The 25,098-nt window shown below is 63.2% G+C and carries 22 protein-coding genes and 1 riboswitch; of the genes, 17 read left to right on the top strand and 5 right to left on the bottom strand.

Annotated elements, in window-relative coordinates; genetic code table 11:
• Position 1: 1 nt before the first annotated feature.
• Together C8264_RS16330 and C8264_RS16325 are read right to left on the bottom strand one after the other, a co-directional pair.
• Positions 2-1,816: a tetratricopeptide repeat protein gene (locus C8264_RS16330; protein WP_108462037.1), complete on the bottom strand. Its 1,815-nt coding sequence runs from the start codon at positions 1,814-1,816 to the stop codon at positions 2-4.
• 30 nt (positions 1,817-1,846) lie between these two features.
• Positions 1,847-3,550, bottom strand: coding sequence for an electron transfer flavoprotein-ubiquinone oxidoreductase (locus C8264_RS16325; protein WP_342748706.1), 1,704 nt, complete (start codon positions 3,548-3,550; stop codon positions 1,847-1,849).
• A gap of 10 nt (positions 3,551-3,560) precedes the next feature.
• Between C8264_RS16325 and C8264_RS16320 the strand changes: the two genes are divergently transcribed.
• From C8264_RS16320 to moaB, 3 genes are all read left to right on the top strand, one after another.
• A complete protein-coding gene (locus tag C8264_RS16320; protein WP_108462035.1) occupies positions 3,561-4,364 on the top strand; it encodes a uracil-DNA glycosylase in 804 nt (267 codons plus the stop codon).
• 109 nt (positions 4,365-4,473) lie between these two features.
• Positions 4,474-5,805 (top strand): MFS transporter, encoded by a 1,332-nt coding sequence (locus C8264_RS16315; RefSeq protein WP_108462034.1) that lies wholly within the window; start codon positions 4,474-4,476, stop codon positions 5,803-5,805.
• A complete protein-coding gene (gene moaB, locus C8264_RS16310; protein WP_108462033.1) occupies positions 5,792-6,328 on the top strand; it encodes a molybdenum cofactor biosynthesis protein B in 537 nt (178 codons plus the stop codon). The genes C8264_RS16315 and moaB overlap by 14 nt, the downstream gene beginning before the upstream one ends.
• A gap of 192 nt (positions 6,329-6,520) precedes the next feature.
• On the opposite strand, the gene C8264_RS16305 is transcribed toward moaB, so the two are convergent.
• Positions 6,521-8,008, bottom strand: coding sequence for an MDR family MFS transporter (locus C8264_RS16305; protein ID WP_108462096.1), 1,488 nt, complete (start codon positions 8,006-8,008; stop codon positions 6,521-6,523).
• Positions 8,009-8,440: 432 nt separating this feature from the next.
• Between C8264_RS16305 and C8264_RS16300 the strand changes: the two genes are divergently transcribed.
• Positions 8,441-9,589, top strand: a complete 1,149-nt coding sequence (locus tag C8264_RS16300; protein ID WP_245893294.1) for a PA0069 family radical SAM protein — start codon at positions 8,441-8,443, stop codon at positions 9,587-9,589.
• Here C8264_RS16300 and C8264_RS16295 read toward each other — a convergent pair.
• Entirely contained in the window at positions 9,586-10,272 is a 687-nt protein-coding gene (locus C8264_RS16295) for an HAD family hydrolase (RefSeq protein WP_108462094.1), read from the bottom strand. The genes C8264_RS16300 and C8264_RS16295 overlap by 4 nt on opposite strands.
• 194 nt (positions 10,273-10,466) lie before the next feature.
• Here C8264_RS16295 and C8264_RS16290 point away from each other — a divergent pair, with 194 nt between their 5' ends.
• From C8264_RS16290 to C8264_RS16280, 3 genes are all read left to right on the top strand, one after another.
• The gene (locus C8264_RS16290) at positions 10,467-11,243 is read left to right on the top strand and encodes a phosphotransferase family protein (protein WP_342748705.1); all 777 of its coding nucleotides are present in this window, start codon (positions 10,467-10,469) and stop codon (positions 11,241-11,243) included.
• A gap of 25 nt (positions 11,244-11,268) precedes the next feature.
• On the top strand, positions 11,269-11,922 hold the full coding sequence (locus C8264_RS16285) for a ribonuclease HII (RefSeq protein WP_108462032.1): 654 nt from the start codon (positions 11,269-11,271) through the stop codon (positions 11,920-11,922).
• 102 nt (positions 11,923-12,024) lie between these two features.
• Entirely contained in the window at positions 12,025-13,158 is a 1,134-nt protein-coding gene (locus tag C8264_RS16280; RefSeq protein ID WP_108462031.1) for a site-specific DNA-methyltransferase, read from the top strand.
• A gap of 236 nt (positions 13,159-13,394) precedes the next feature.
• Here the strand turns inward: C8264_RS16280 and C8264_RS16275 are convergent, their stop codons facing one another.
• Complete coding sequence (locus tag C8264_RS16275; protein ID WP_108462030.1) at positions 13,395-14,447, bottom strand: A/G-specific adenine glycosylase; 1,053 nt, start codon at positions 14,445-14,447, stop codon at positions 13,395-13,397.
• Positions 14,448-14,928: 481 nt separating this feature from the next.
• Here C8264_RS16275 and C8264_RS22230 point away from each other — a divergent pair, with 481 nt between their 5' ends.
• The 10 genes from C8264_RS22230 (at position 14,929) to gcvH (ending at position 25,089) form a co-directional block, all read left to right on the top strand.
• Positions 14,929-15,447 (top strand): DUF721 domain-containing protein, encoded by a 519-nt coding sequence (locus C8264_RS22230; protein WP_162783696.1) that lies wholly within the window; start codon positions 14,929-14,931, stop codon positions 15,445-15,447.
• A gap of 117 nt (positions 15,448-15,564) precedes the next feature.
• Positions 15,565-16,410 (top strand): thioredoxin domain-containing protein, encoded by an 846-nt coding sequence (locus tag C8264_RS16265; RefSeq protein WP_162783695.1) that lies wholly within the window; start codon positions 15,565-15,567, stop codon positions 16,408-16,410.
• 183 nt (positions 16,411-16,593) lie between these two features.
• Positions 16,594-20,049, top strand: coding sequence for a chromosome segregation protein SMC (gene smc, locus C8264_RS16260; protein ID WP_108462092.1), 3,456 nt, complete (start codon positions 16,594-16,596; stop codon positions 20,047-20,049).
• Positions 20,050-20,295: 246 nt separating this feature from the next.
• Complete coding sequence (locus C8264_RS16255; protein WP_108462027.1) at positions 20,296-20,685, top strand: AtpZ/AtpI family protein; 390 nt, start codon at positions 20,296-20,298, stop codon at positions 20,683-20,685.
• Positions 20,686-20,706: 21 nt separating this feature from the next.
• Positions 20,707-21,480, top strand: a complete 774-nt coding sequence (locus C8264_RS16250) for a F0F1 ATP synthase subunit A (protein ID WP_281261459.1) — start codon at positions 20,707-20,709, stop codon at positions 21,478-21,480.
• A 71-nt stretch (positions 21,481-21,551) separates the two neighbouring features.
• Entirely contained in the window at positions 21,552-21,779 is a 228-nt protein-coding gene (locus C8264_RS16245; RefSeq protein ID WP_108462026.1) for a F0F1 ATP synthase subunit C, read from the top strand.
• A 98-nt stretch (positions 21,780-21,877) separates the two neighbouring features.
• The gene (locus tag C8264_RS16240; protein WP_425430692.1) at positions 21,878-22,513 is read left to right on the top strand and encodes a F0F1 ATP synthase subunit B; all 636 of its coding nucleotides are present in this window, start codon (positions 21,878-21,880) and stop codon (positions 22,511-22,513) included.
• Between the two features lie 6 nt (positions 22,514-22,519).
• Positions 22,520-23,005, top strand: coding sequence for a F0F1 ATP synthase subunit B family protein (locus tag C8264_RS16235; RefSeq protein ID WP_108462024.1), 486 nt, complete (start codon positions 22,520-22,522; stop codon positions 23,003-23,005).
• Between the two features lie 295 nt (positions 23,006-23,300).
• Positions 23,301-23,388, top strand: a riboswitch (glycine riboswitch).
• 156 nt (positions 23,389-23,544) lie between these two features.
• A complete protein-coding gene (gene gcvT, locus C8264_RS16230; protein WP_108462023.1) occupies positions 23,545-24,711 on the top strand; it encodes a glycine cleavage system aminomethyltransferase GcvT in 1,167 nt (388 codons plus the stop codon).
• A 12-nt stretch (positions 24,712-24,723) separates the two neighbouring features.
• A complete protein-coding gene (gene gcvH / locus C8264_RS16225; protein WP_108462022.1) occupies positions 24,724-25,089 on the top strand; it encodes a glycine cleavage system protein GcvH in 366 nt (121 codons plus the stop codon).
• Positions 25,090-25,098 lie beyond the last annotated feature (9 nt).

The following is a 25,098-nucleotide window of genomic DNA, read 5'->3' as shown; positions in this document are numbered from 1 at the left end:
GCTATTCGGTCTCGTTCTCTTTGGTCAGGCCTTCGGCCAGCTTTGGTGCGGCGCGTTCCTTGACGGTACCGACGGTATCGACTGAAGAGGCAATGTTCCACTGGAAGCGGGCTTCGAGCTGGCGGCCGGCCTTCCAATAGGCATCGCCCAGGTGGTCGTTGATCTCGGGATCGGTCGGCATCATCAGCACGGCCTGCTCAAGTGTTTTGACCGCCTCGTCGATGCGGCCGAGCTTGTAGAAGGCCCAGCCGAGCGAATCCACGATGTAGCCATCCTGCGGAGAAGCAGCGACGGCCTTTTCGATCATGCCCAGGGCTTCCTCGAGGTGCATGTCCTTGTCGATCCAGCTGTAGCCCAGATAGTTGAGCACGGCCGGCTGATCAGGATTGAGCTCGAGCGCCTTCAGGAAATCGGCTTCGGCCTTGGGCCATTGCTTGTCGCGCTCATAGGCAATGCCGCGCACATAGTAATAGCGCCAATCGGCCGGGCTATCGCCGCCGGTGATTTCCAGCGCCTTGGTATAGGCCTCGGCCGCCTTGGCATATTGCTCGTCGGTGCGCAGCAGGTCGCCAAGCACGGACACCGCGTCGAGATCGTTGGGCTGTGCGGCTACAATATTGCTCAGGCGCCGCAGAGCGTCCTCGCGATCACCCAAGGCATCGAGATTGGTGGCGACGCGCACGATGGCGGTGGGCTTCATGGCCGAAGTGGCGGGCACGGCGTTATAGATGCGATTGGCCGCGTCGTGTTGGCCAGCGGCATCGAGTAATTGGCCCAATGCCAGGGTGATGACGTCGGCAGACGGGTCGAGATAGAGGCCCATGCGCAGGAAGACCAGGGACAGATCCATGCTGCCATCGCGCGCCAGCGCAACACCGATGCCGTGGAACATTTCGGCGGCGCCAACCTGAACATTGGTGGCGAAAACGCCGGGGCGCTGGCCGGCATCGACCTGCTCGCGCACGATGGTGACGATGGGATGGGTGAGCCCCTGATCCTCGAACTGCTGCAGAACGTCCTTGGCTTCGTCGAACCTGCCGGCATTGGCCAGAATGCGGGCATAGACTTCCACGACGCGCGCCACATAGGGCTCGTTGTCGAACGCCTGCCCTGCAAGGGCGATGGCTTCCTCGGTCTCACCGGCGGCCTCGGCCATGAGAGCAAGGTGGAACACCAGAAAATCCTCGAGGCCCGACGCGCCCAGCTCGTTCATGACGGCGTCGGCTTCGGCCTTGCGATTGTCGCCCACCAATGCCCAGGCGCGCAGGATGGACGCGGTAATGCCGGTAAAACTATCCTGGCCTATGGCCTTGAGCAGCCGGTCTGCGGCGTCGTAGCGGCGCTCCTTGAGCGCTTCGGTGGCGACGACCAACTCGGCAAGCTCGTTATTCTCGTCAAGATCAAGCAGGTGCTTGGCGGTGGAGGCCGCCTGCCCGATCTGACCGTCGGCGGCAAAGGCGATGAAGGCGCGTTCGACGAGCAGCGGATTTTCCCAATCGGCCTGGGCGGCCTGGAAGAAATAGCGGGCCGCTTCATCGGTGCGCAAATCCTTGAGGGCCTGCTGGCCGGCCATGAACGAGCCGGTGGCGCTGGCGCGGAACATGGGCATGAGATCGAAGCCCGCAAACGGATCGGACTGTGCCGTCTGCACCGATGGCGCGGCAAAGCCAGGCGGGGTCGCTATCGCCGTTAGCAGGAGGGCTGCCAGAGCCGGGCGTGCGAGGCGGGTCAGAAGCGATGTCACGAGGTTCTGTTCTCCATTGGCTTTCGCCAGTATCTGGTCGGCAAGATTGGCGGTTTTGGGACTGCGCCGCAAGAGAGCGCCACAGAGCGTGATCGCCGCGTCCTACATACCGGCATAATTGGGCCCGCTGCCACCTTCGGGTGGGACCCAGGTGATGTTCTGGGCGGGGTCCTTGATGTCGCAGGTTTTACAGTGAACGCAATTGGCGGCGTGGATGCGGAATACGGGGGCGCCGCCCTCCTCGGCCACTTCGTAGACGCCGGCGGGGCAATAGAGCGGTGCGGGTTCGCCGTATTTCGGCAGATTGTCGCGGATCGGCACGGCAGGATCGGTGAGGCGCAGGTGCACCGGCTGATCTTCGTCGTGAGCGATGTTGGCGAGATAGACCGAGGAGGCGCGGTCGAAGGTGAGCTTGCCGTCGGGCTTGCTGTAGGTTTTCGGCGGCAGGGTGTCCTTGGGCTTGAGGCCGGAATAGTCGGGCTGCTTGTGATGCAGGGTTCCCAGCGGGGACTGGCCGAAGATGGCCGAGGTCCATAACTCCACGCCGCCCGCCAGCGCTCCCAGCACCGTGCCCAGCCGCGACCACAGCGGCTTGACGTTTTGCACGGCCTGCAGTTCCCGCGCGATGCCGGTCGCCATGATGCGGTGGCCGAAATCCCCAATCAGATCATGCTGGCGGCCTTTGCCAATCGCCTCGGCCACTGCATCGGCCGCGCCGATGCCGGACAGGATCGCATTGTGGATGGCCTTGAGGCGCGGGGCGTTCATGAAGCCGGCGGAGCAGCCGATCAGCCCGCCACCGGGGAAGGCCAAGGTTGGGATCGATTGCCAACCGCCTGCGGTGACCGCGCGGGCGCCGTAGCTGATGCGCGTCGCGCCCTCGAGCAGGGGGGCCACGGATTTGTGGGTCTTGAAGCGATGAAACTCGTCGAAGGGGGAGAGCGTGGGGTTCTGGTAATCTAGGTAGGTGACCAGCCCGACATAGAGCTTGCGATCTTGCGCATGATAGACGAAGCCGCCACCGGCGGTTGCGTTGTCGAGTGGGAAGCCGAGATAGTGCTCCACCCTGCCCGGCTGGTGCCGGTCAGCGGGGATTTCCCAGACTTCCTTGATACCCAGACCATATTTCTGCGGCTCGCGCGCCAGAGAGTGGGCGCCGATAATTTTCCGGGCCAGAGACCCGCGGGCGCCCTCGGCGATGAGGGTGTATTTGGCTTGCAGCGCAATGCCTTCGGCAAAGCCGGGCTTGGGGTTGCCCTCACGGTCGCGGCCCAGATCGCCGGTGATGACGCCACGAATGGGGCCCTTGCCGGTTGAGAGCACATCGACGGCGGCCGTCATGGGGAAAATATCGACGCCGAGTTCGGTTGCCTGCTCGCCCAGCCATCGCACGAGATTGCCCAGGCTGACGATGACGCCATCGGGTGTGCGCATCTGGGGTGGCATAAGAGCGTGGGGGAAGGCAAAATCGCGGGTGGCTGTGAGGAAATGGTAGGTGTCGGTGGTGACGGCGGGGCCGACGGGAGCGCCCTTTTGGCGCCAATCGGGGATGAGGGCATCGAGCCCACGCGGGTCCATGACGGCGCCGGAAAGGATGTGGCCGCCCAGTTCCGCGGATTTTTCAACGATGGTGACGCTGAGTTCGGGATGGCGCTGCTTGAGCCGGATGGCGGCGGCAAGGCCCGATGGACCGGCGCCGACGATCAGCACATCGGTCGAAAGGGTTTCGCGCGAGCCGGCCTCTGCCATATAGGAATGCCCCAAGTTCTGGATGCGCGGGTGGCCGCGCCAAACGGGCTGTGACATAACAGAGAACATGGCTGAAGATCGACCGCTAAATCACGACGAAATGCTCTCGGTACTGGAGTGGTACCGGGCAGCGGGCGTCGATGTCGCGGTGGGCGAGGAGCCGGTGGACCGGTTTGCGCAGCGGCCACCGGCGCGGGTAACGCCGCCGGCTGCGGTGGCCAGTGCTGTCGCCGAGCGGCCGGCGCCGATGCTGCCGCTGGGGGGTGATCCCGGCGAAGCGCGGGAGCTGGCGGCACGGGCGCAATCGCTGGACGAGCTGGAAGCCATCCTTGGCAGCTATGATGGATGCGGGCTCAAACTGCGCGCAACGCAACTGGTGTTTGCCGATGGCAACCCGCAGGCACAGATCATGCTGATCGGGGAAGCGCCCGGCGCCGAAGAGGACCGGCAGGGCAAGCCGTTCGTCGGCAAATCGGGGCAATTGCTGGACCGCATGCTCGCCGCCATCGGGCTGGACCGGACCAAAGTTTATATCGCCAACACCGTGCCGTGGCGGCCACCGGGCAACCGTGCACCGACGCCCGAGGAGATCGCGTTGTGCCTGCCGTTCCTGCACCGGCAGGTGGAACTGGTGGCGCCCAAACTTGTCATGACGCTAGGCGGGCCGGCGATGCAGACCGTGTTCCAGACCAGCAATGGCATCATCAAGATGCGGGGCAAGTGGAGCGAAGTCAGCATTGGCAACCACAAGGTCGACGCTATGCCGACGCTGCACCCGGCCTATCTGCTGCGCAATCCACCGGCCAAGCAACAGGCGTGGCGCGACCTGCTGAGCCTGAAGCTGAAGATGATCGGGATGGGGATCGCCTGAAGCTTTTTTGCGTGGAGGGCAATTCTTCCCTGCCCTTCTGCGATTGCCGCGCTATTGTCACCGTTGCGTGATTTGCAACGTCATTCTGGTTCCATAGTCCGAAAGCGTCATGGCCTCTGTCATCAAGATTTACGCCCTGTTCCTGGGGTCGGCTCTCCTCATGTTCGGCGGCGGTCTGCAGGGCCTGCTGCTCTCCGTGCGCGGCGCGGAAGAGGAATTCTCGCTGCTGGCGCTGGGCCTGATCGGCACCGGCTGGTCGGTCGGTTTCGTGACAGGCTCGATCGCCGTACCCATGATCGTGCGCAATGTCGGCCATATCCGCGCTTTCTCGGTGATGGCGGCGATCGGCAGCATCACGATCCTGCTCAACCTGCTGTTCATCAACGACGTAGGCTGGATTCTGCTGCGAGCGCTATCCGGCTTCTGCTTTGCCGGGGCGGCGATGATCGTCGAGAGCTGGCTCAACGAAGTGGCTGACAATAAGAGCCGCGGCACGACCTTTTCGATCTATGTGACCATCAACATGGCCTCCTCCACGCTGGGGCAGATCGCCATGTCGGTGACGGGCACATCGGGCTATGTGCCGTTCGTGATCGGCGCCATCAGCTTCATCTGCGCGATTTTGCCGACGGCGCTGACCTCAAGCCCGCAGCCGCGGCCGCTGTCGTCGGCCAAGATCGACGTGCGCCTGCTCTACAAAACTTCGCCGGTCGCGGCGATTGCAGCCTTTTCGGTGGGCATGGCCAATGGCGCATTCGGCACGCTGGCACCGGTTTATGGCTATCAGCGCGGACTGGACGCCAGCGGCATTGCGCTGCTGTTCGCCATTGCCGCGATTTTGGGTGCGGTGGCACAAATCCCATTCGGACGGTTGTCGGACCGGATCGACCGGCGCCTGGTGCTCATCGGGCTGGCCGGTTTTGCCGCTTTTGTCGGTGCACTGACGGTCATCATCAACCCGCAGGCCGGATGGATGATGTATGTGCTCTTTGCCTGCTACGGCTTTGCGGCCAACCCGATCTATGCGGTGGCTGTGGCCCATGCCAACGACTTCGCAAAGGACGGCGATTTTGCCAAGATCGCCGGCGGCATGCTGTTGATCATGGGCGTCGGGCTGGCCATCGGGCCGGCGGTTGCCTCGATGATCATGGGCGCGTGGTCGCCGGTGGGCCTGTTCGTCGTGACCGCGCTGTTCCACGGATTGCTCGCAGTGGCGGCCTTCCTGCGCATGCGCATCCGCCGGAGTATCGATGCTGCCGACCGCGCGCCATTCCAGCCGATGACCAATGACGGCAAGCAGACACTGGAATCAATCGTGCTCGATCCGCGGACTGAGAGCGAGGAGGACACCGAAATGCCGGTGGACGAGCCGATCCTGCCCGAGGAACTCGCCACCCCGATCGACACGCCCAACGAGGACAAGCGCGATGTTCAAGACTGACCGGTTTGCCGACCGCGCCTTCAAGCCGCTGTCGATTGCGGTGATCGCGGTATCGGATACGCGTGATCTGGAAACGGACACGGGCGGCGCCCTGCTCAAATCCCTGCTGGAAGTCGATGGTCACCGCTGCGCCGAGCGGGTGGTGGTGCGCGACGATATCCAACTGATCCGCCGGGCTGTGCAAGGGTTTGTGGCTGATCCGGGCGTGGATGTGGTGCTGACCACGGGCGGCACCGGGTTTTCCGGCCGCGACGTGACGCCGGAAGCCGTGGAGCCGCTGTTCGACAAGCGGATGGAAGGCTTTTCGGTGCTGTTCCACCAATATTCAGCAACGACGGTGGGCACCAGTTCGCTGCAGTCTCGGGCGACGGCGGGATTGATCGGCACGACGTTCGTGTTCTGCCTGCCCGGCTCGCGCGGCGCATGCCGGGATGCCTGGGAAGGGATATTGAGCCACCAGCTGGATTACCGGCATAAGCCCTGCAATTTCGTGGAGTTGATGCCGCGGCTGGATGAGCGGTAGAGGGGCCTGCCTTCGCGCGAGCAACCAACCACCGATGCTTCCCTCGGACTTGATCCGAGGGCCTTTCACCGCTTGTGCCATGTTGCGAGCGGCCCGCGGATCAAGTCCGCGGGATGCAATTGTGGGTAGGGAAGATTGTGCCACACACATTATGACCGACGGCCCGCTCCGCATGGGAGTGGGCCAGCCGGATCAGTGGCCGCCGTGGCCTGCCGTCCCGCCTTCGGGCTTGCGGATGAAGAAGGCTGCAACGACAGCGCCCAGCGAGATGATCGCGCCGACTAGGAAGGCCGAGCGGACACCCGAGGCGAGGGCTTCGACGGGGTCGACGCCTTCCGCTGTGAGCGATGCCGTGCGGATGGTCATCAGGGCGATGAAGAGGGCAATGCCCGCGGCACCGGCCAGTTGCTGCACCGAGCCAAGGACGGCGGAGGCGTGGGAATATAGCTCCTTGCGCACCGAGCCCATGGACGAGGTGAAGACCGGCGTGAAGATCAGCGCAAGACCGACGCTCAGCACCATGTGACCGGCCAGGAGCGCCCAGACCGATGTATCGCGCCCCACGGTGGTCAGTGCCCACATCACGGCCGAGACCAGGATGGCGCCCGGCACGGCCAGAACGGTGGGACCAACACGGTCATACAGACGGCCAACAACCGGACCCATCAGGCCCATGACGAGGCCACCGGGCAGCATGAGCAGGCCGGTCTGCAGCGTATCGAGCCCCACCACGTTCTGCGTATAGATCGGCAGAAGGATGATGGTCCCGAACAGCGCCATCATGGCGATGAGCATCATGGAAACCGAGACGGTATAATTGCGGGACTGGAAGACGCGCAGATCGAGCAGCGCCTTGTTCTCCTGCTGCAGGCCCAGTTGGCGCCAGACGAAGACCGCCATGGCCACGACGCCCACGGCGATCGGCACCCAGAGCGGAACGACGCTGGGTTCACCGGCATGAGCGAAGCTTTCGCCGAAGCTGGAGAGGCCATAAATGAGCCCGCCAAAGGCGAATGCCGACAGGATCACGGAGATGACATCGAGCGGAGCATAACGCGGCGTCGAAACGTTCTGGATCTTGCGGAAGCCGAGAGCCAGCGCGCCGAGGGCAATCGGCAGCACCAGGATAAACATCCAGCGCCATTCGAGATTGGCCAGGATGAAGCCGCCAATGGTCGGGCCGATGGCGGGGGCAACCGACATGACGATGGAGATATTGCCCATGGTCTTACCGCGCCCTTCGGGGGGCACCAGCGTCATCACGGTGGTCATCAGCAGCGGCATCATGATGGCCGTGCCGACGGCCTGCACCACGCGGCCGGCGATCAGCAGTTCGATGCCGGGCGACACGGCGCAGAGCAGCGTGCCCGCCGTGAAGACGGACATGGCCAAAAGGAAGATCGGGCGCGTGTTCATGCGCTGTAGCAGGAACCCGGTGATGGGGATGACGACAGCCATGGTGAGCAGGAATGCCGTGGTCAGCCATTGCGCCGCGCTGGCAGTGACGCCGAGATCGGCCATCAAATGGGGAATGGCCACGCTCATGATGGTTTCGTTCAGAAACACCACGAAGGTGGAGACCAGCAGCAGGGCGATGACCAGCTTATTGCGCGCCGCGTCGGTCTGATCGACTGGCGCGCCGACTAGGTCGGCGTCGTACGTAGGTGCATCGGTACTCATGATTTCTCCTCGGCCATTGAACTGCGCTGCCGGCACTGCGACGAACGGCATCGACGGGTTTCGACGCCATCTCACAAAACTCCGCGACAGCCCCTGTCAGCAGAATGGTCGAGCGCAATGTTTTTGGTTTCACCCTTTGAATGGGTGGATCTGGGTTCCCGTGCCGACATTGTTCAGGACACGCGAAAACGGCCTGTTTGTTTAGTCCTGCCCTCCCGAAGCGTCTACCCGCGCAAACGCATTTCTGCGATGCGAAATCATGATTCTGCACCTTGGCGGTGGAGGGCGAACTTCCCATATGTGCTGTGGCCGCAGCCGCAAGAGGCGCTGCCGCGCGGCGATGTTCTTGATTTGTTCCCATGCCGCTGCTACATGTTCTCCCAAGGCCAGCAGCGCGATTCGCCCTGCCGGCCAGCTGGCAGGAGATGTATCATGGCCCTTTACCAGGCCCCTTCCTTTGAAGCGCTTGAAATGCTCAGCCGCAGCCGCGACGCCGATCTGGCGCGGCGCGAACTGCTGGACCCGGACCGCGTGCGCGGCCGCGGCGCACAAAGCAACCGCAGCGGTCGGTTCGAGAAGCAGACGCGCGAACGGTTCGATGATGGCTGGGACAATGTGGAGCCGCTGCCGATCTTCGAGACGGTGGAACACAGCGAACGCGCCAAGACCATCATCACCACCAATGACAGCCCCGACATCGGCTTCGAGCGCTCGATCAATGCTTATCGCGGCTGCGAGCACGGCTGCTCCTATTGCTATGCCCGCCCGACCCACGCGTTCCTCGGCCATTCGGCAGGGGTGGAATTCGAGCGCGACATCTATGTGAAGGTCAATGCCGTCGAGGCGCTGCGGGCGGAGCTGGCGGCCAGGAACTACCGCGTGAAGCCGGTGGCGATGGGCACCAATACGGACCCCTATCAGCCGGCCGAGCGCAAGCACAAGCTGACGCGCGGCATCCTCGAAGTGATGCTGGAAACGCGCCATCCGGTGATGATTACCACCAAGTCGGCCTTGATCATCCGCGACCTGGACCTCCTCACCGAATTGGCCAAACTGGGGCTGGTGAAGGTTGCCATTTCTATGACCTCGATGGACCACAAGCTCAGCCGCAAGATGGAGCCGCGAGCCTCCTCCCCTGCCCGGCGGCTGGAGGCGATCCGGCTATTGAGTGAGGCGGGTATTCCCACCGCGGTGTTCGCGTCGCCGATGATCCCGGCGATCAACGACATGGAGCTGGAACGCATCCTTGATGCCGCCAAGGCGCAGGGAGCGGTCAGCGCATCGATGATCCTGCTGCGGCTGCCGGGCGAAGTGCGCGACGTGTTTCGCGAATGGCTGCTGCGCCATTTCCCCGACCGGGTGCGGCACGTGCTGGCATTGGTGCGCGATACGCGCGGCGGCAAGGATTACGACTCGCGCTTTGGCACCCGCATGACGGGCGAAGGCCCCTATGCGACGCTCTTGCAGCAGCGCTTCCAGAAGGCGCGCGAGCGTTATGGACTGGACGCCAAGCTGCCGGGCCTGCGCAATGATCTGTTCATCGCGCCAAAGCCCGAAGAACGGCAGATGAGCCTGTTCTAGACGCGGACCGTTTGGGCCATGCGCTGCTTGATCAGCGCGAGTACTGACGGATCATCATAGCCGGTGGCGCTGATCGTCGCGCCGGCGGCGATCATGTCGGGATCGAGCAGCGAGGTGCGGATGCCGATTGTCGTGAGGCCGGCAGCTGTGGCCGAAGCGATGCCGGTGCGCGAATCCTCGAAAGCGAGGGACGTAGCCGGATCGGCGCCGAGCAGGCGCAGGGCCTCGAGATACGGGAACGGGTGCGGCTTGCTGTGGGGTAGTTCATCGCCGATGACGATGGCCTTGAAGCGATCGGCGATACCCAGGCCATTGAGAATGAGATCGGCATTGGGCCGGGGTGCGTTGGTGACAGCGGCCATGGGCACGCCCCAGGCGTCCGCCAGATCGAGCAATTCGAACAGCCCTCCCACGGCATGAAGCTCCGTCGCGGCGATGTCGCGGAACAGCGCTTCCTTGGCAGCCATGACAGCCATGCCCTCATCATGGGGGAGATGCGGCAGGAAGCTTGCGGCGATATCTTCATTGGCCCGGCCCTGCAATTCCCGGACGAATCGGGCCTTGTCCATGTGGTGGCCGAAGGGCGCAAAGGCCTGGTTGAAGGCTGCGAGGTGAACAGGGTCGGTATCGGCCAGGGTGCCATCGATATCGAACAGCAGCGCCGCGCCGGGCTTGGGGATCATGGTGGCATCCGCTAGAAAACGCTGCGGATCGTGCAGCGGGCGGAACCGACAGCAAAACAGCGCGCGCGTCAATCGTGGAGGAATGCCATGCCGGCCTCGCCGTTCGAACTCGATGAACTGGTTGGAGTGGTCACCGGGGCGTTTCCTGATCTGCGGCAGTCTAGATTTACGCTTGCGGCTGCGGCTGGGACAGTGTGGCGGTAGATGTCGATGACCGACTGATCTTCAAGTTTCCGCGCCATGCCGATGGCGAAGCCGGACTGCGGCTCGAGGCGCGTATTCTCCAGCTGGTCGCCGACAGCGTCACCATGCCGGTGCCAAGGCTCACTTTGTTCGATCATCCACGCCTGTTCTCGCGTCACGACAAAATCCCCGGCGAGCATCTGCTGACCGCGGAGTATGAAGTGCTGGACGCACCCGACAAACAGGATCTGGCGGAGCGCATGGGTCAGTTCCATGCGGAGTTGCATGCCATCGAGCTTGCTGCGGCGCGGCACGCTGGTGCCGAACCGCTCCCGCCCTGGTCCGGCGCGGAGCAGATATTGCAGCGCGCATGGCCGGTGCTGCCGGAGAGTCTGCGCGGATTTGCCGAGCGGACCATGGCGCAATGGGCGGCGCTGGCGCCAGACCCGCACGGCGCACGCTACGGCTTTTTCGACGGGCATGGCTGGAACATGGCGTTCGACCATGAGCGCAGGCGGCTCAACGGGGTTTATGATTTCGGGGATTCAGGAATTGGCCCGCTGCATCAGGAATTCATTTATTCCAGCCTTATTTCGCCAGACCTGACCGCGCGGATCATTGCCGTTTATGAGCGGCACACAGGCCTGCCGATCGACCGGGATCGCGTTGCGGTTCTCACCGGCACGCACCGGCTTTGGGAGTTGGCAGAGGAGGCTCATCTGCCCGAGCACGTACCGGACCTCGTCGCCAGCGTGGCCGATTGGGCGCGGCTTGAGCAGTTGACTTGAGCCTGTCCTTGGCGATTCTGGCGGGATGCTGATTGATTCGATCATCCAGACCGAGCCGGACTATTCCCATGAGCTGGCGCTCAAGGCGCGAGGCGCGCGCGTGATTGCGGGCGTGGACGAAGCCGGGCGCGGGCCGCTGGCCGGGCCGGTGGTGGTTTCGGCGGTGATTCTGGACCCCGACAATATCCCCGCGGGGCTTAACGATTCCAAGAAGCTGAGTGAAGAGCAGCGGGAGGTGCTGTTCGAGTTGATCGTCGCCAGCGCCATGGTTTCGGTGGTGGTGGCGCCGCCTTCGATCATTCTGAGCCACAATATTCGCGGCGCAACGCTGTGGGCGATGGCGCGCGCGGCGGGGAGCCTGAGCGTGGTGCCCGACCGGGTGCTGATCGACGGGCGCGACGTGCCGATGGGGCTGCCCTGCGAGGGCTTGGCGCTGGTGGGTGGCGACGGGCGCAGCGTTTCGATCGCGGCGGCCTCAATCGTTGCCAAGGTGACGCGCGACCGGATGTGCCGGATCATGGATTGCGATGCGCCCCATTTCGGCTTCGCCGGGCACAAGGGCTATTCGACGCCCCAGCACATGAAGGCGCTTGTCGCTCATGGGCCGTGTCGGCATCACCGCGAGGAATTTGCCCCGGTTGCAGCGGCTTGGGAGCGGATCAGGGTGCAAGTCGCCTGACTGCATAACTCACTTCTTAACCTCCCGCTAACTCCTTGCGAACGCTCCATTAACCCTCGTCCCCTATAAGGGGATTGTTAGTCCTTTGTTAGGGTTAAGTGTATGTTGCGTACCCCGCGTACGGCTCCTGTAGCCGCTGCGGAGGAGCCCCAGCGGCTCCCGATCGATACTATCCTGGTGGGCGATTGCATCGACCACATGAATGCCCTGCCGGCCGGCTCCGTTGACCTTATTTTTGCGGACCCGCCGTATAATCTGCAGCTGGAACAAGGCCTCACCCGCCCCGACCAGAGCAAGGTGGATGCCGTCGATGACGAATGGGACAAGTTCGACAGCTTTGCCCATTACGATCAGTTTACCCGTGCCTGGCTCAAAGCTGCGCGACGGCTGCTGAAGCCCGATGGCGCGATCTGGGTGATCGGCAGCTATCACAATATTTTCCGTGTCGGCACGGCGCTGCAGGATCTGGATTTCTGGATGCTGAACGACGTGATCTGGCGCAAGGCGAATCCCATGCCGAACTTCCGCGGCACAAGGTTTACCAATGCCCATGAGACGCTGATTTGGGCCTCGCGCAGCCAGAAGAGCCGGGTGACCTTCAACTATGAAGCCATGAAACTGGCCAATGACGACACCCAGATGCGCAGCGATTGGCTGTTCCCCATCTGCACCGGCGCCGAGCGGCTCAAGGATGAAGACGACGGCAAGGTGCACCCGACGCAAAAGCCGGAAGCCCTGCTGTTCCGCATCCTTAATGCGACGACCAAGCCCGGCGATATCGTGCTCGACCCGTTCTTCGGCACGGGGACAACCGGCGCTGTGGCCCGCAAGCTGGGCCGGCACTTCATCGGCATCGAGCGGGAAGAGAGCTATATCAACGCCGCCCTCACCCGCATCGCGTCGATCCGGCCGGGCGTATTCGAGGCGCTGCAGTCGGTTACGCCCAAGCGCAAGGAAACCCGCATTCCGTTCGGCTCGCTGATCGAGCAGGGATTAATCGAGCCGGGCGCGCAACTTTTCGACTTAACGAAACGTTACTTCGCCATGGTTCGTGCAGACGGCTCGCTCGTCTCCGGAACGCACCAGGGCTCCATCCACAAGGTGGGCGCGCTGGTCCAGGGTTCGGAGTCGTGCAACGGGTGGACCTTCTGGCACCACGAACAACAGGGACAAATCGTTCCTATCGACGATCTTCGCGCGGGTGTCCGCGCAAAACTTGATTTGCTTTCTGCCTGATCCTGACCTCCAATCAATCAGGCTCTATCCTTGGCCACCGGTTTGCCCCGGTGGCCTTTTTGTTTGTGCCAATTTCGTTCCGGCTCGCACAGCGGCCCGTCAGTCCTCACACAGTACAGAATTTACACAGTAGACCTCATCCTGAGCCTGTCGAAGGACGAGGTCGTGGCACCGGGCATCCGCTCGCTCGACCTCGTGATGGCTCCTTTAATTGAGGCCACCAAACGCGATGCGATCTAATCCAATCCTGCCACCGCCAAAACCTTTCGGAACAGGGTCGGCAGCGCTTCGCCCTTGAGGGCAGAGGGTTCCGCCCACCAGCCAGCCTCGAAGCTTTCGGGCGGCACGGTGGCGGACCAGACCTCCAGTTCGAGCCGGAAGTGAGTGAAGACGTGGACGATCTGGCCGTGATGGCGCCAATCGCCAGCGGCTGGGTAATCGGGGGCTGGCAGGTCTTGTGTCCAGACCGAGCCCGGCACCTCGGTCATACCGCCCAACAGGCCCTTGGTCGGGCGGCTTTGCAGGTAAACATCGCCCTGCGCGTCGAGCATGACATAGGCATGCCCTTTGCGGACGGGGCGTTCAGCCTTGATAGGCTTGACCGGATATCGGGTTGGATCGGCGGTTTTCGTCGCGATGCAGCCACCCTGGATGGGGCAAAGCATGCAGATGGTGGTTCGCGGGGCGCAGATGGTGGCGCCCAAATCCATCATGGCCTGCGCAAAATCCCCTGCCCGCGCGGGGACGGATGCCTGGAGCGCGGCGCGCAGTTCGTCCTTGGCGTCGCGCACGGGAACATCGAGCGCGTAATAGCGGGCAAGGACCCGATCGAGATTGCCATCGAGCACGGCAACGGGTTCGTCAAAGCAGATGGCGGCGATGGCGGCGCTGGTATAGGCGCCGATGCCCGGAAGGGTTTGCAGGCCAGCCGCGCTGTCGGGAAAAATGCCGCCATGGGTTTGAACCACGGCTTGGGCGCAGGCGTGCAGATTGCGGGCGCGGGCGTAATAGCCCAGCCCTGCCCACTCCTTGAGGACGCTGTCGAGCGGCGCTGCGGCGAGGTCCAACACCGTGGGCCAGAGGCTGGTGAAGCGGAGGAAATAGTTTTTGACGGCAGCAACGGTGGTTTGCTGCAGCATCACTTCGCTCAGCCAGATGCGATAGGGATCGGGTTTGATGCCCCGCACGCGGTCGGCCGGCGACACCCGCCAGGGCAAATCGCGGGCGTGCCGGTCATACCAGGCGAGCACGGCCGGAGCGTCGATGAGCGCGGGGTTGAGGAGGTGCATGGGTGGTGGATAGCGGTTTGAGCGGGTTATCGGCAAGTGGGTGATAGGGATGGCGTTGTTGAGTAGGAGGGATCACCTCGGCGCATCATGGTAGTGCCTCTAACTTCGCTCTGAGGGGATAGGTTGGCGCAGCGCCGGGTAAGGTGCGATGCGCAACGGACGTGAGGTCCTGGCATCGCCCCCCACGCTTGATCCTCCCCTTGCGAGGAGTGTTCACCGTGGCCGCATGGCTCAGATTTATCCCCACCCACCGCGTTGCCCTCGGGCTCGACCCGAGGGTCAGGTTCCGCAAACACACCGCTCCGGCAAGGCCCCCCGGAATGGCCCTCGGGTCGAGCCCGAGGGCAACACGGCGTTTTTGGCCACATCGCGCCATCGACAAGCGTTCGATGTGAACACTCCCCGCAAGGAGAGTGTGTCGATTGAAGCATCATGCGAGCGGGACTCTTGCTCCAACAAGCCTGCGGGAGTAATTCAGGCCATGGCCAAGGACGACCTTCCAGAGCCCAAGCGGCGGAACAAGACGTTGAACCTGGGCGATGTGCTGGCCGGGGCGCTTGATCCTGTGCTCAAGAAGCGCGGCTTTGCCAGCCGGGATATTCTGACCCATTGGGCGGTGATGGCGCCAAAGCCGTATGACAGCGTAGCCGTGCCGGACAAGCTGGTGTGGCCGCGTGGAGAAAAAAGCGCCGAGGGCGCGACGCTGGTGTTGCGCTGCGTGCCGGGCCACGCGCTGGCCATCCAGCACGAGGGGCAAAAGATCGCGGCGGCGGTGAACCGGTATTTCGGCTATGTGCTGGTGGGACAAGTTCGCCTGTCGCCCGAGCCGTTCACGCCGGGTTCAGGCAAGAAGGCCGAAAAGAAAATCCAACCGAGCCAGAGCGTGCAAGCAAAGGTCGGGGCCCAGGTGGCCGAAGTGGAAGACGAAAACCTGCGGGAAGCGTTGCGGACCCTTGGTCACGCGCTCTCCGGCAGGTCGAGAAGCGACACGAAGCATTGAGGGCAAAATTGTTCGCAGCCAGCAACCGCAGCGTTCACGCCGGGTTGATGCATGTGCCTACTTGCCCACACAATTGCCCCGTGTAGTGTCGCGCATAACAAAAATGGAGCGTTAGCCGTGAACTTTACCCGTCGTGACACCCTCATTCTGGCCGCTGCCGCATCGGCTCTGAGCCTGTGCGGGGTTGCCGCCGCCAACGCTGCCGAAGGCGACATGGTCGATGTCGAGAAGCTGATGGCGCCTGCGGGCGATCTGGCCGATCACGTGCAGGGCAGCGACACGGCGCCCGTCACGGTTATCGAATATGCCTCGCCCACCTGCCCGCACTGCGCAGCCTTCTCCAACAATGTGAAGCCGGCTTTTGTCGAGGCCTATGTCGATACGGGCAAGGTGAAGTACATTTCGCGCCCCTTCGTGCGCAATGTGCTCGACGCTGCCGTGTTCATGCTGGCCGAAGCCTCTGGCCCGACCAATTACCACAACGTGCTGTCCACCTATTTCCGCACCCAGACGCAGTGGGCAACCTCGGAGCAGCCGCGCGATGCGATCCTCGAAATCGCCAAGCAGCTCGGCTTTACCCAGGAAACTTTCGACGCCGCATTGACGAATCAGGCGCTGTTCACCGGGATGGAAGCCGTGCGCGAGCAGGCATTGAACGAATTCGGGCTCGCAGGGACGCCGACATTCTATGTCAATGGCAAGACGCTCAGCGGTGACAAGACCCTCGAACAGCTCGCAGCTGAAATCGATCCGCTCATTCCTGCCGATTTCGTGCCCAGCACCGGCAATGCCACGCCAGCCGCCGTACCGCCGGAAACCCCGCTGCCAGCCGAGACTGCACCAGGCGCAGTACCGGCGACCCCAGCCGCGCCAACCGACACCATGGCCCCTGCAGCACCAGCGGACGCAATGGCACCGGCAGCACCTGATGCCATGGCTCCGGCTGCACCTGCCGCACAATAGTTTTCAAATAGGTGATGGCTCCACAATCACCGGCGTTTCCCCCGGACTTGATCCGGGGGTCTTTCGTTGTTTGTGCCGTGCTGATGGTGACCCCCGAATCAAGTCCGGGGGCAGCGATTGCGGGTGGGAGAGATGGGTAGCTGAGATGGCTCTCCATTGCTGCTCCCGCACCGGTGGCGCGAAGTGAAGTTCTCCCGTCTCAAACTGCACGGCTTCAAATCCTTTTCGGACGAGATGACGCTTGTGATGGAGCCGGGCCTGACCGGAATTGTCGGGCCGAACGGGTGTGGCAAGTCGAACCTTGTGGAAGCCATGCGCTGGGTGATGGGCGAAAGCTCGTACAAGGCCATGCGCGCCTCGGGCATGGACGACGTGATCTTTTCGGGTTCGGGCAACCGGCCGGCGCGCAATAGCGCGGAAGTGACGCTGGTGCTCGACAATTCCGATCGCACTGCGCCGGCTGCGCTCAACGATGCCGACATTCTGGAAGTTACCCGCCGCATCGAGCGGGAAGCGGGCTCGGTCTATCGCGTCAATGGGCGTGAGGTGCGGGCGCGCGACGTGCAATTGCTGTTTGCCGATGCGTCCACCGGCGCGCACTCGCCCGCCATGGTGCGGCAGGGCCAGATCGGGGAGCTGATCGCGGCCAAGCCCACTGCCCGGCGGGCATTGCTGGAAGAGGCCGCCGGCATTTCGGGACTGCATTCGCGCCGCCACGAGGCCGAATTGCGCTTGCGGGCCGCTGAGGCAAATCTTGAACGCGTCGACGACGTGATCGCCCAGATTGATACACAGCTCGAAGCGCTCAAGCGCCAGGCGCGGTTGGCGACGCGTTACCGAACCCTGAGCGGGGATATCAGGCGGGCCGAGGCGACGCTTTATCATATCCGCTGGGTGGCGGCGCGCTTTGCCGAGAAGGAGGCCGAGGCGCAGCAGGCGGTATTGATCCGTCAATTGGCCGATGCCACCCATGCCCAGTTCCAGGCGCAAAAGCAACTTGATGCTGCCGATGCCGCGCTGCAGCCCCTGCGTGAGCGCGAGTCCGTCACCGGTGCGGTGCTGCAGCGCTACACGATTTTGGGCGAGCAACTTGCCGCCGAGGCCCGACGGGCCGATCAGCGCCGCCAGGAACTGGAAGACCGGCTGAAACAGTTGGAACGCGACGGCGTGCGCGAGCAGGAACTGGCGACCGAAAGCGAGATGACGCTTGCAGCCTATGCCGAGGAGCAGGCGGCGCTGGAGACTGAGGCAGAGGCGGCGCAGGTCGACTACGATGAGGCGCGGCAGGTTGCCGAGGAGGCGCGGGCGGCCGTAGCCTCAGCCGAGACGGTGGCACGGACGGCGGGGGATGCCTTGTCGCAATTGCGGGCACGCCGGGCGCAGACCATCCGCGCCGCGCAGGACGCGGCGATCCGGCTGGAACGGCTCAACGGGCAATTGGCCGATGTGGAGCGCGAAGCCGAACAGATCGCCCGCAGCCTCGGAGCCGATGAAACACTCAGCGCCATGCAGGCGGCTTTGAGCGAGGCCAAGGAGGGCGCGGCCGCAGCGGAAGAGCTGACGCTGGAAGCCGACGAAACAGTCGCCGTCGCTGAAGAGGCGCTGGATGCGGCGCGGCCGCGGCTTGCCTCGATCGAAGCGGCGCTGAACCGGCTGCAAGGCGAGGCGAGTACATTAGGCAAGATGCTCAATGTGGGTGCAAGCCTCTGGCCCGCCATTGTCGATGAACTCAAGGTCGCGCCGGGATATGAGACTGCGCTGGGTGCCGCGCTGGGCGATGATCTGGAGGCAAGCTCCGACGCCGGCGCCCCCATGCACTGGTCGGTTCCGGTGGACCATACCGACGACGCCGCCCTGCCCCAGGCCGCCGAGCCGCTGTCGCGCTATGTAACGGGTAGTGCCCTGCTCAAGCGCCGGCTGGACCAGATCGGCCTGATCGATGCGGTGGATGGGCCGGGCCTGATGCACGCGCTCAAGCCCGGGCAGCGACTGGTGACCATGGACGGTGCCTTGTGGCGCTGGGACGGTTTTGTAGCCGCCGCCGATGCCCCGAGCCCCGCCGCACAGCGCCTGGCGCAACGCAACCGGCTGGCCGAATTGGACGAGGAAATCTCGCGCACCAAGGGCGAGCACAATTTCATCAAGCGCGAGATCGAAACGCTGAATGGAGGCTTGGACGCTGCCCGGCAGGACCAGCGGGCCAAGCGCGACGCATGGCGTACCGCCCAGCACGCCATCGGCGCGGCACAGGCCGAGGTGGACAAGGCCCAGCGCGCCATGGGCGATCTGACGGCGCGGCAATCGGCTGTGGAAGAAGCCCGCATGCGGCTCAAGGCCAACGTCGCGGAAGCGGCAGCCCTGCGCGAGGAAGCCGAGGCAGCGCTGGGCGAGGCGGGCTCCGAAGAGGAAGCCGCTGCATTGGCGCAGGAGCAGCAGGCGGTCCTTGCCGTGGTGCGCGAGCGGGCTGAACAGGCGCGGTTGCGGCTTGGTAATTTCGAAACCGCAGCCCGCATGCGCGACAGCCGCCTGGCCCAATTGGAGCGCGACACCCAAAGCTGGCAACGCCGCCGCGATGGCGCACAGGCGCAATTGGCAACGCTTGAGCAACGGCGAAAGGAAGTGGCCGAGCAACTCAGCGGCGTCACCGAGACGCCGGATGGTTTCGCCGCACGGCGGGCGCAACTGGACGAACAGATCGAACAGGCCAAAATCGAGCACAAGGCTGCGGGCGATAGTTACAGCGTTGCCCAGACCCGGTTTCGTGAAACGGACAAAGCGCTGAAGGCGGCGAGCGATGCCCTGGCCAGTGCGCGGATCGAGCTCACCCGCATCGAGGAGCGGGCGAAGGGCTTCATCGCACAACGCCAGCAGATCGAGAGACAAATCGAAGAAACTCTCGACATTCTCGCAGCAAAAACGCTGGAAGCTTCGGGCATCCGGCCCGAAGAGCCCCTCCCCTCAGAAAGCGCAACCGAACAGAAGGTCGACCGGCTGAAAGCCGAACGCGAGCGGCTGGGCGGGGTGAACCTTTCGGCTGAAAAAGAGGCCGTGGAAGTTCAGGAAAAGCTCGACACCATGGTCCGCGACCGGGACGATCTGATCGAGGCCATTGCCAAGCTCCGCACCGGCATTCAGTCGCTCAACCGGGAGGGCCGACTGCGGCTCAACGAAGCATTCGGCAAGGTCAATGCCCATTTCCAGGAGCTGTTCACCAGCCTTTTCGGCGGCGGCACGGCGGAGCTGAGCTTTGTGGAAAGCGATGATCCGCTCGAAGCCGGACTCGAAATCATCGCCCGCCCACCCGGCAAGAAACCCCAGACCATGACGCTGCTCTCGGGTGGCGAACAGGCATTGACCGCAATGAGCCTGATCTTCGCGGTGTTCCTTACCAATCCCGCGCCAATCTGCGTGCTCGACGAAGTGGATGCCCCCCTCGACGACGCCAATGTGGAGCGGTTCTGCAATCTGTTGGAATCAATGCGGCAGCGCACCAATACCCGCTTCATGGTGATTACCCACAATCCCATCACCATGAGCCGGGTGGATCGCCTGTTCGGCGTAACCATGGCCGAGCGTGGCGTCAGCCAGCTGGTCTCGGTCGATTTGCAGACGGCGGAGAGTTTTCGCGAAGCCAGTTAGCCGGTGCGCTCAGCGCCTGATCGCGGGCGTGAAGGGAGAGAATCCCCCGGCCCCTGCCCTTACATCGCCACGATGGCATGTGGACAGCATGCCGCACCCTGGTCACGACGCAATTTTGTTTGCAAGATCAGTTACTTGCGTGGGCCAAGGTTGTCTTGACACTCCCCAACCCCGCCACTATGTTGCGCGCGACTTAAAAGGGTGTCCCGGAAACAACGGGAAACGGCCGGCTGGAGGAGCGAGCGGATGGTAAAACCGCAAGGTACCGAAGGTCAGCCTGAACGCACCGGAGAGGCGACACGTGATCTTGCATCGCGCATCGCCTCGGCCAAGCGGGATCGCGCAGTAGAGGACAACAGAGCCTCCGCAGATGCATCCCCGGAGATGAGCGGTATGGCGCGCGGAATGCGCATCGGCACCGAGTTCATCGCCGCGATCCTGGTGGGTACCGGTTTCGGTTACCTCATCGATCTTGGCCTGGGGACCAGCCCCTGGGGCTTGCTCATCATGTTCATGGTGGGCTTCGCCGCTGGAATACTCAATGTCACCCGCGTGGTGGCGAAAATGAATGCCGCTTCGCCTGCCCCGCCGCAGTCCGATCCTGGACCCGGCGCGGAGGACGAAACAGATAAATGATGACGTTTAGAGGGCTCTATCTTGGCCGGTACTGATCCTATCCACCAGTTCGTCATCGAGGACATGTTCCCGATTCACCTCGGCGGTGACGGCACGGCCGGCAGTGGTCTCAATCTTTCCTTCACCAATTCTTCGCTGTTCATGGTGGCGACGGTGGCGGTGATTTCACTTTACCTCATCCTGTCGACCGCTTCGAAGCGCGTGGTGCCCAGCCGGGCGCAGCTCTTGAGCGAAATGACCTACGAATTCGTGGCCAATATGGTGCGAAGCGCGGCGGGCACGGCGGGGATGAAGTTCTTCCCGCTGGTGTTCTGCCTCTTCACCTTCATCTTTGTGGCCAACATGTTCGGCATGGTGCCGTACTTTTTCACCGTTACCAGCCACATCATCGTGACCTTCGCCCTGTCGATGCTGGTGTTCCTGACCGTGGTGATCTACGGCTTCATGAAGAACGGCCCGAAATTCCTCAAGCTGTTCGTTCCTTCGGGCGTCCCCGGCTATATTCTTCCCATCGTGGCGCCGATCGAGTTCATCTCGTTCATGAGCCGCCCGATTTCGCTCTCCGTGCGTTTGTTCGGCAACATCCTGGCCGGTCACATCACGCTCAAAGTCTTCACCGGTTTCATCGTGACCATGAGCAGCCTCGGTTTCCTGGGCATCCTTGGTTCGGCGCTGCCGCTGATCATGGCCGTTGCGCTCACCGGCCTCGAATTTCTCGTCGGTGCCGTTCAGGCGTACGTCTTCGCCGTCCTGACCTGCATGTATCTTAACGACGCGATCCACCCCTCTCACTAATCACTCACCCAAAGTCACGGCGGGCTGTTCCGCCAGAACCCCCGCCTAAAGTCGCTTGAAAGGACTAAAAAATGGAAGCTGAAGCCGCAAAGTACATCGGTGCCGGTATTGCTTGTTTCGGTATGGCCGGTGCCGCTATTGGCGTGGCCAACATCTTCGGCAACTTCCTGTCGGGCGCCCTGCGCAACCCGTCAGCTGCTCCGAGCCAGTTCTCGAACCTGATCTTCGGCTTCGCCGTGACCGAAGCTCTGGGCATTTTCTCGTTCCTGGTTGCCCTGATCCTGCTGTTCGTCGTCTAATAACGGCAACGACCTCGATCCTGGCGCAGCCGGCACTGCTTCGGCTGCGCATCTTTTTCCGGCTTGTCGCCGGCTGACCGGATTTAACGGGACCTCACCTGATGGTAACGCAAGCCTACGCCCAAGAAGCGGTTGCACCGGCCGAAGAGCACGTCGAAGGCGCTGAAGGCGCAGTCGACGCGACCCACGCCGATCCCACCGCCGATACCCATGCCACCACCGAAGCTCATGGTGGCGAGCATGAATCGGGTGTTTTCCCTCCATTCGACCCCGCAACTTTCCCATCGCAGCTGTTGTGGCTCGCCATTACGTTTGGCGCGCTCTACCTGCTGATGAGCAAGATCGCCCTGCCCCGCATTGGCGGCATCCTGGAAAACCGCAAGAGCATCATCGATGCCGACCTTGCGGCTGCCGATGCCTCGCGCCAGAAGACAGAAGCTGCTATTGCGGCCTATGAAACGGCACTGGCAGAAGCCAAGGCCAAGGCGCAGGGAATTGCCAACCAGACCCGCGAGGCCATCCAGGCCGATCTTGCTGCAAAGCGCAGTGCGGTGGAAGCGGATTTGACCGGCAAGGTCGCCGCCGCCGAAGCGCGCATTGCCAGCACCAAGGCAGAAGCGCTGACCCATGTCGACGAGATCGCCACGGAAACCGCGCAGACTGTCGTGACCCAGCTGGTCGGCGACGTTTCGACCGACAGCGTTCGCGCTGCGGTCGCCAAGGCCAAGGAGTAGCCGAGAATGGAATGGCTCGATAACTCATTCTACGCTCTCGTAGCGCTCGTCATCTTCCTGGCTATCGTCGTTTACTTCGGCATTCCCCGGATCATCGGCAAGATGCTGGACAAGCAAATCCAGAAGATCGCCGACGATCTGGCGGAGGCCAAGAAGCTGCGCGAAGAGGCTGCGGCCCTGCTCGTTGAATATGAGCAGAAGCGCGTTGCCGCCGAAGGCGAAGCTGCCGGCATCATCGCTGCCGCCCAGGAAGAGGCCACCCGCCTCACCGCCGAAGCCCAGACTGCGTTGGCTGAACTGGTTGCCCGCCGCAGCCGTGCCGTGGAAGACAAGATCGCCCAGGCCGAAGCCCAGGCCGTCGCCGAAGTCCGCGCCCGCTCTGCCGACGTTGCAATCGAAGCTGCCCGGCTGGTGCTGACCGACGAAATGAACCGCAAGGGCGGTCAGGTTGTCGACCGCGCTATCGGCGATGTGGCGAACCGGCTGAACTGAGGTTAGGTAGAACAAGAAGATTTGAGGCGGGCCGCGAGGTCCGCCTTTTTTGTTTGTGGGTGGCGACATCCGCCGGCGGAACAGCGCTATGGCATATGAACATCCCCCGGCTGATCGTCCCCTCGCCCCTGAGGGGAGAGGGCGAGGTGAAGTCTGGTGGGCGGGATTGCATTGTGCCCAGCTGCTCGTAGCAGTCTTCTTCCCTCCTCAGGTCGTGAGACCAACACCGCTTGTACAAATCGCTGTGGCTTCCCGCCGCGCGCGATTGACGCCTAAACAAAACTCCACCATGGTGGCCCCGACTGCGGGAGAGACTGGTGTTCTCCAGCGCCGAAGGAGCAACCGCCCCGGAAACTCTCAGGCAACAGGACCGCAGTCGGTCAACAACTCTGGAAAGCGGACCGGCTCGATGCACGGTCCCACCGAAGGAGCAACCAGCGCTCAGCTGGGAAATCTCTCAGGGCAAGGACAGAGGGGGCACGGACTTCGCCGCGAGGCGAGCGTAATCGTGTCGCCTTGTTCATATCCGGGATGTGTTGATGGCCCAAACCTCAGCCGATGACCTCAAGACCACACCGCTGTTTGAGCGCCACCTTGCCGCGAGCGGCCGCATGGTGCCCTTTGGCGGCTATAATCTGCCAGTGCAATATCCCAGCGGAATCATGGCCGAGCACAAATGGACGCGTGAGCAGGCGGGCCTGTTCGACGTGTCGCATATGGGGCCGTGCTATCTGACGCTGACGAGCCCGAGCGGGGATGATGAGGCCGATCATGCCGCTGTGGCGGCGCTGCTCGAGCCCTTGGTCTGCGGGGATATTGCGGCGCTAAAGCCCGGCCAGATCCGCTATACGCTGCTGCTTAACGCGCAGGGTGGCGTCATAGACGATCTGATGGTGGCGCGCTCACCGGTGCAGCCGGGATCGCTTTACATCGTGGTCAATGCCGGAACCAAGGACAACGACTTCGCGCTGATCGCCGCGGCGGCGGGCGATCGGGCCCAACTGCGCCGCGCCGATGATGGCGCGTTGCTGGCGCTGCAGGGGCCCGAGGCGGTCAACGTCATGGCCCATATCGTTCCCGGCGCGACGGAGCTTGGCTTCATGCAGTGCGGAGTGTTCGACTGGCAAGGTGAGAAGCTGGTCGTTTCCCGCTCCGGTTATACCGGCGAGGACGGGTTCGAAATCCTGGCGTCGGCCAAGGCCGGTCCGCTGCTGTGGGATGCCCTGCTCGGCGATGACCGGGTGAAGCCGATCGGCCTTGGCGCGCGCGACAGTCTTCGGCTCGAAGCGGGACTGCCGCTTTATGGGCATGACCTAAACGAGACCATTTCACCAATCGAAGCCGATCTGGGCTTTGCCGTTTCAAAGCGCCGGCGGGAGGCGGCGGACTTTCCGGGCGCGCGGCGCATCCTGGCTGAGCGCGATGGCGGCTTGAGCCGTATTCGCGTTGGTCTGATCGTCGAGGGCGCACCGGCGCGTGAAGGCGCCGAGATTCTGGACCAATCAGGCGCCCCCCTTGGCGTGGTCACCAGTGGCGGGTTTGCGCCTTCCCTGGGCAAGGCCATTGCCCTTGGCTTCGTGCCGCCGACGCAAGCCGCGCCCGGCACGAAGCTGCAGGTATCCGTGCGCAACCGCGCACAAGCCGCCGAAGTGGTGCAAATGCCCTTCGTGCCGCATCGTTATTTCCGTAAGCCAAAAGCCAGCTGAGAGGCCTTCGCCATGACCACCAAGTTCACGCCAGACCACGAATACCTCCGGGTTGAAGGCTCGATCGGAACCGTGGGGATCACCCCCTATGCCCAGGAAGCGCTGGGCGACATCGTCTTTGTCGAACTGCCTGAAGTGGGCAAGGTGCTCAAGAAGGGCGATGAGGCCGCCGTCGTGGAAAGCGTCAAGGCCGCGTCGGAAATCTATGCGCCGGTTTCCGGCACGGTGACCGAAGTCAATACGACCCTGAGCGGCGAGCCAGGCCTGATCAACAGCGATCCCGAAGCGGGCGGCTGGATCTACAAAATTGAAATCGCCGATGCGGGTGAGATCGACGGCCTGCTCGATTCCGATGCCTATGCCCAACTGACGCTTTAACTCAGGCCT

Source organism: Devosia naphthalenivorans, assembly GCF_003056355.1.
GTDB lineage: Bacteria > Pseudomonadota > Alphaproteobacteria > Rhizobiales > Devosiaceae > Devosia > Devosia naphthalenivorans.
The sequence above is the reverse complement of the archived record's forward strand: the minus strand, read 5'-3'. Positions and strand labels throughout refer to the sequence as shown.

Bases quoted from the DNA above. Each gene is read 5' to 3' on its own strand.
- moaB (WP_108462033.1), top strand. From the start codon at position 5,792: ATGTTCAAGACTGACCGGTTTGCCGACCGCGCCTTCAAGCCGCTGTCG.
- C8264_RS16305 (WP_108462096.1), bottom strand. From the start codon at position 8,008: ATGAGTACCGATGCACCTACGTACGACGCCGACCTAGTCGGCGCGCCA.
- C8264_RS22230 (WP_162783696.1), top strand. From the start codon at position 14,929: ATGGCCAAGGACGACCTTCCAGAGCCCAAGCGGCGGAACAAGACGTTG.
- C8264_RS16235 (WP_108462024.1), top strand. From the start codon at position 22,520: ATGGAATGGCTCGATAACTCATTCTACGCTCTCGTAGCGCTCGTCATC.
- C8264_RS16295 (WP_108462094.1), bottom strand. From the start codon at position 10,272: ATGATCCCCAAGCCCGGCGCGGCGCTGCTGTTCGATATCGATGGCACC.
- C8264_RS16255 (WP_108462027.1), top strand. From the start codon at position 20,296: ATGGTAAAACCGCAAGGTACCGAAGGTCAGCCTGAACGCACCGGAGAG.
- C8264_RS16315 (WP_108462034.1), top strand. From the start codon at position 4,474: ATGGCCTCTGTCATCAAGATTTACGCCCTGTTCCTGGGGTCGGCTCTC.
- gcvT (WP_108462023.1), top strand. From the start codon at position 23,545: ATGGCCCAAACCTCAGCCGATGACCTCAAGACCACACCGCTGTTTGAG.
- C8264_RS16285 (WP_108462032.1), top strand. From the start codon at position 11,269: ATGCTGATTGATTCGATCATCCAGACCGAGCCGGACTATTCCCATGAG.
- C8264_RS16275 (WP_108462030.1), bottom strand. From the start codon at position 14,447: ATGCACCTCCTCAACCCCGCGCTCATCGACGCTCCGGCCGTGCTCGCC.
- C8264_RS16245 (WP_108462026.1), top strand. From the start codon at position 21,552: ATGGAAGCTGAAGCCGCAAAGTACATCGGTGCCGGTATTGCTTGTTTC.
- C8264_RS16320 (WP_108462035.1), top strand. From the start codon at position 3,561: ATGGCTGAAGATCGACCGCTAAATCACGACGAAATGCTCTCGGTACTG.
- gcvH (WP_108462022.1), top strand. From the start codon at position 24,724: ATGACCACCAAGTTCACGCCAGACCACGAATACCTCCGGGTTGAAGGC.
- C8264_RS16325 (WP_342748706.1), bottom strand. From the start codon at position 3,550: ATGTCACAGCCCGTTTGGCGCGGCCACCCGCGCATCCAGAACTTGGGG.
- C8264_RS16300 (WP_245893294.1), top strand. From the start codon at position 8,441: ATGGCCCTTTACCAGGCCCCTTCCTTTGAAGCGCTTGAAATGCTCAGC.
- C8264_RS16280 (WP_108462031.1), top strand. From the start codon at position 12,025: ATGTTGCGTACCCCGCGTACGGCTCCTGTAGCCGCTGCGGAGGAGCCC.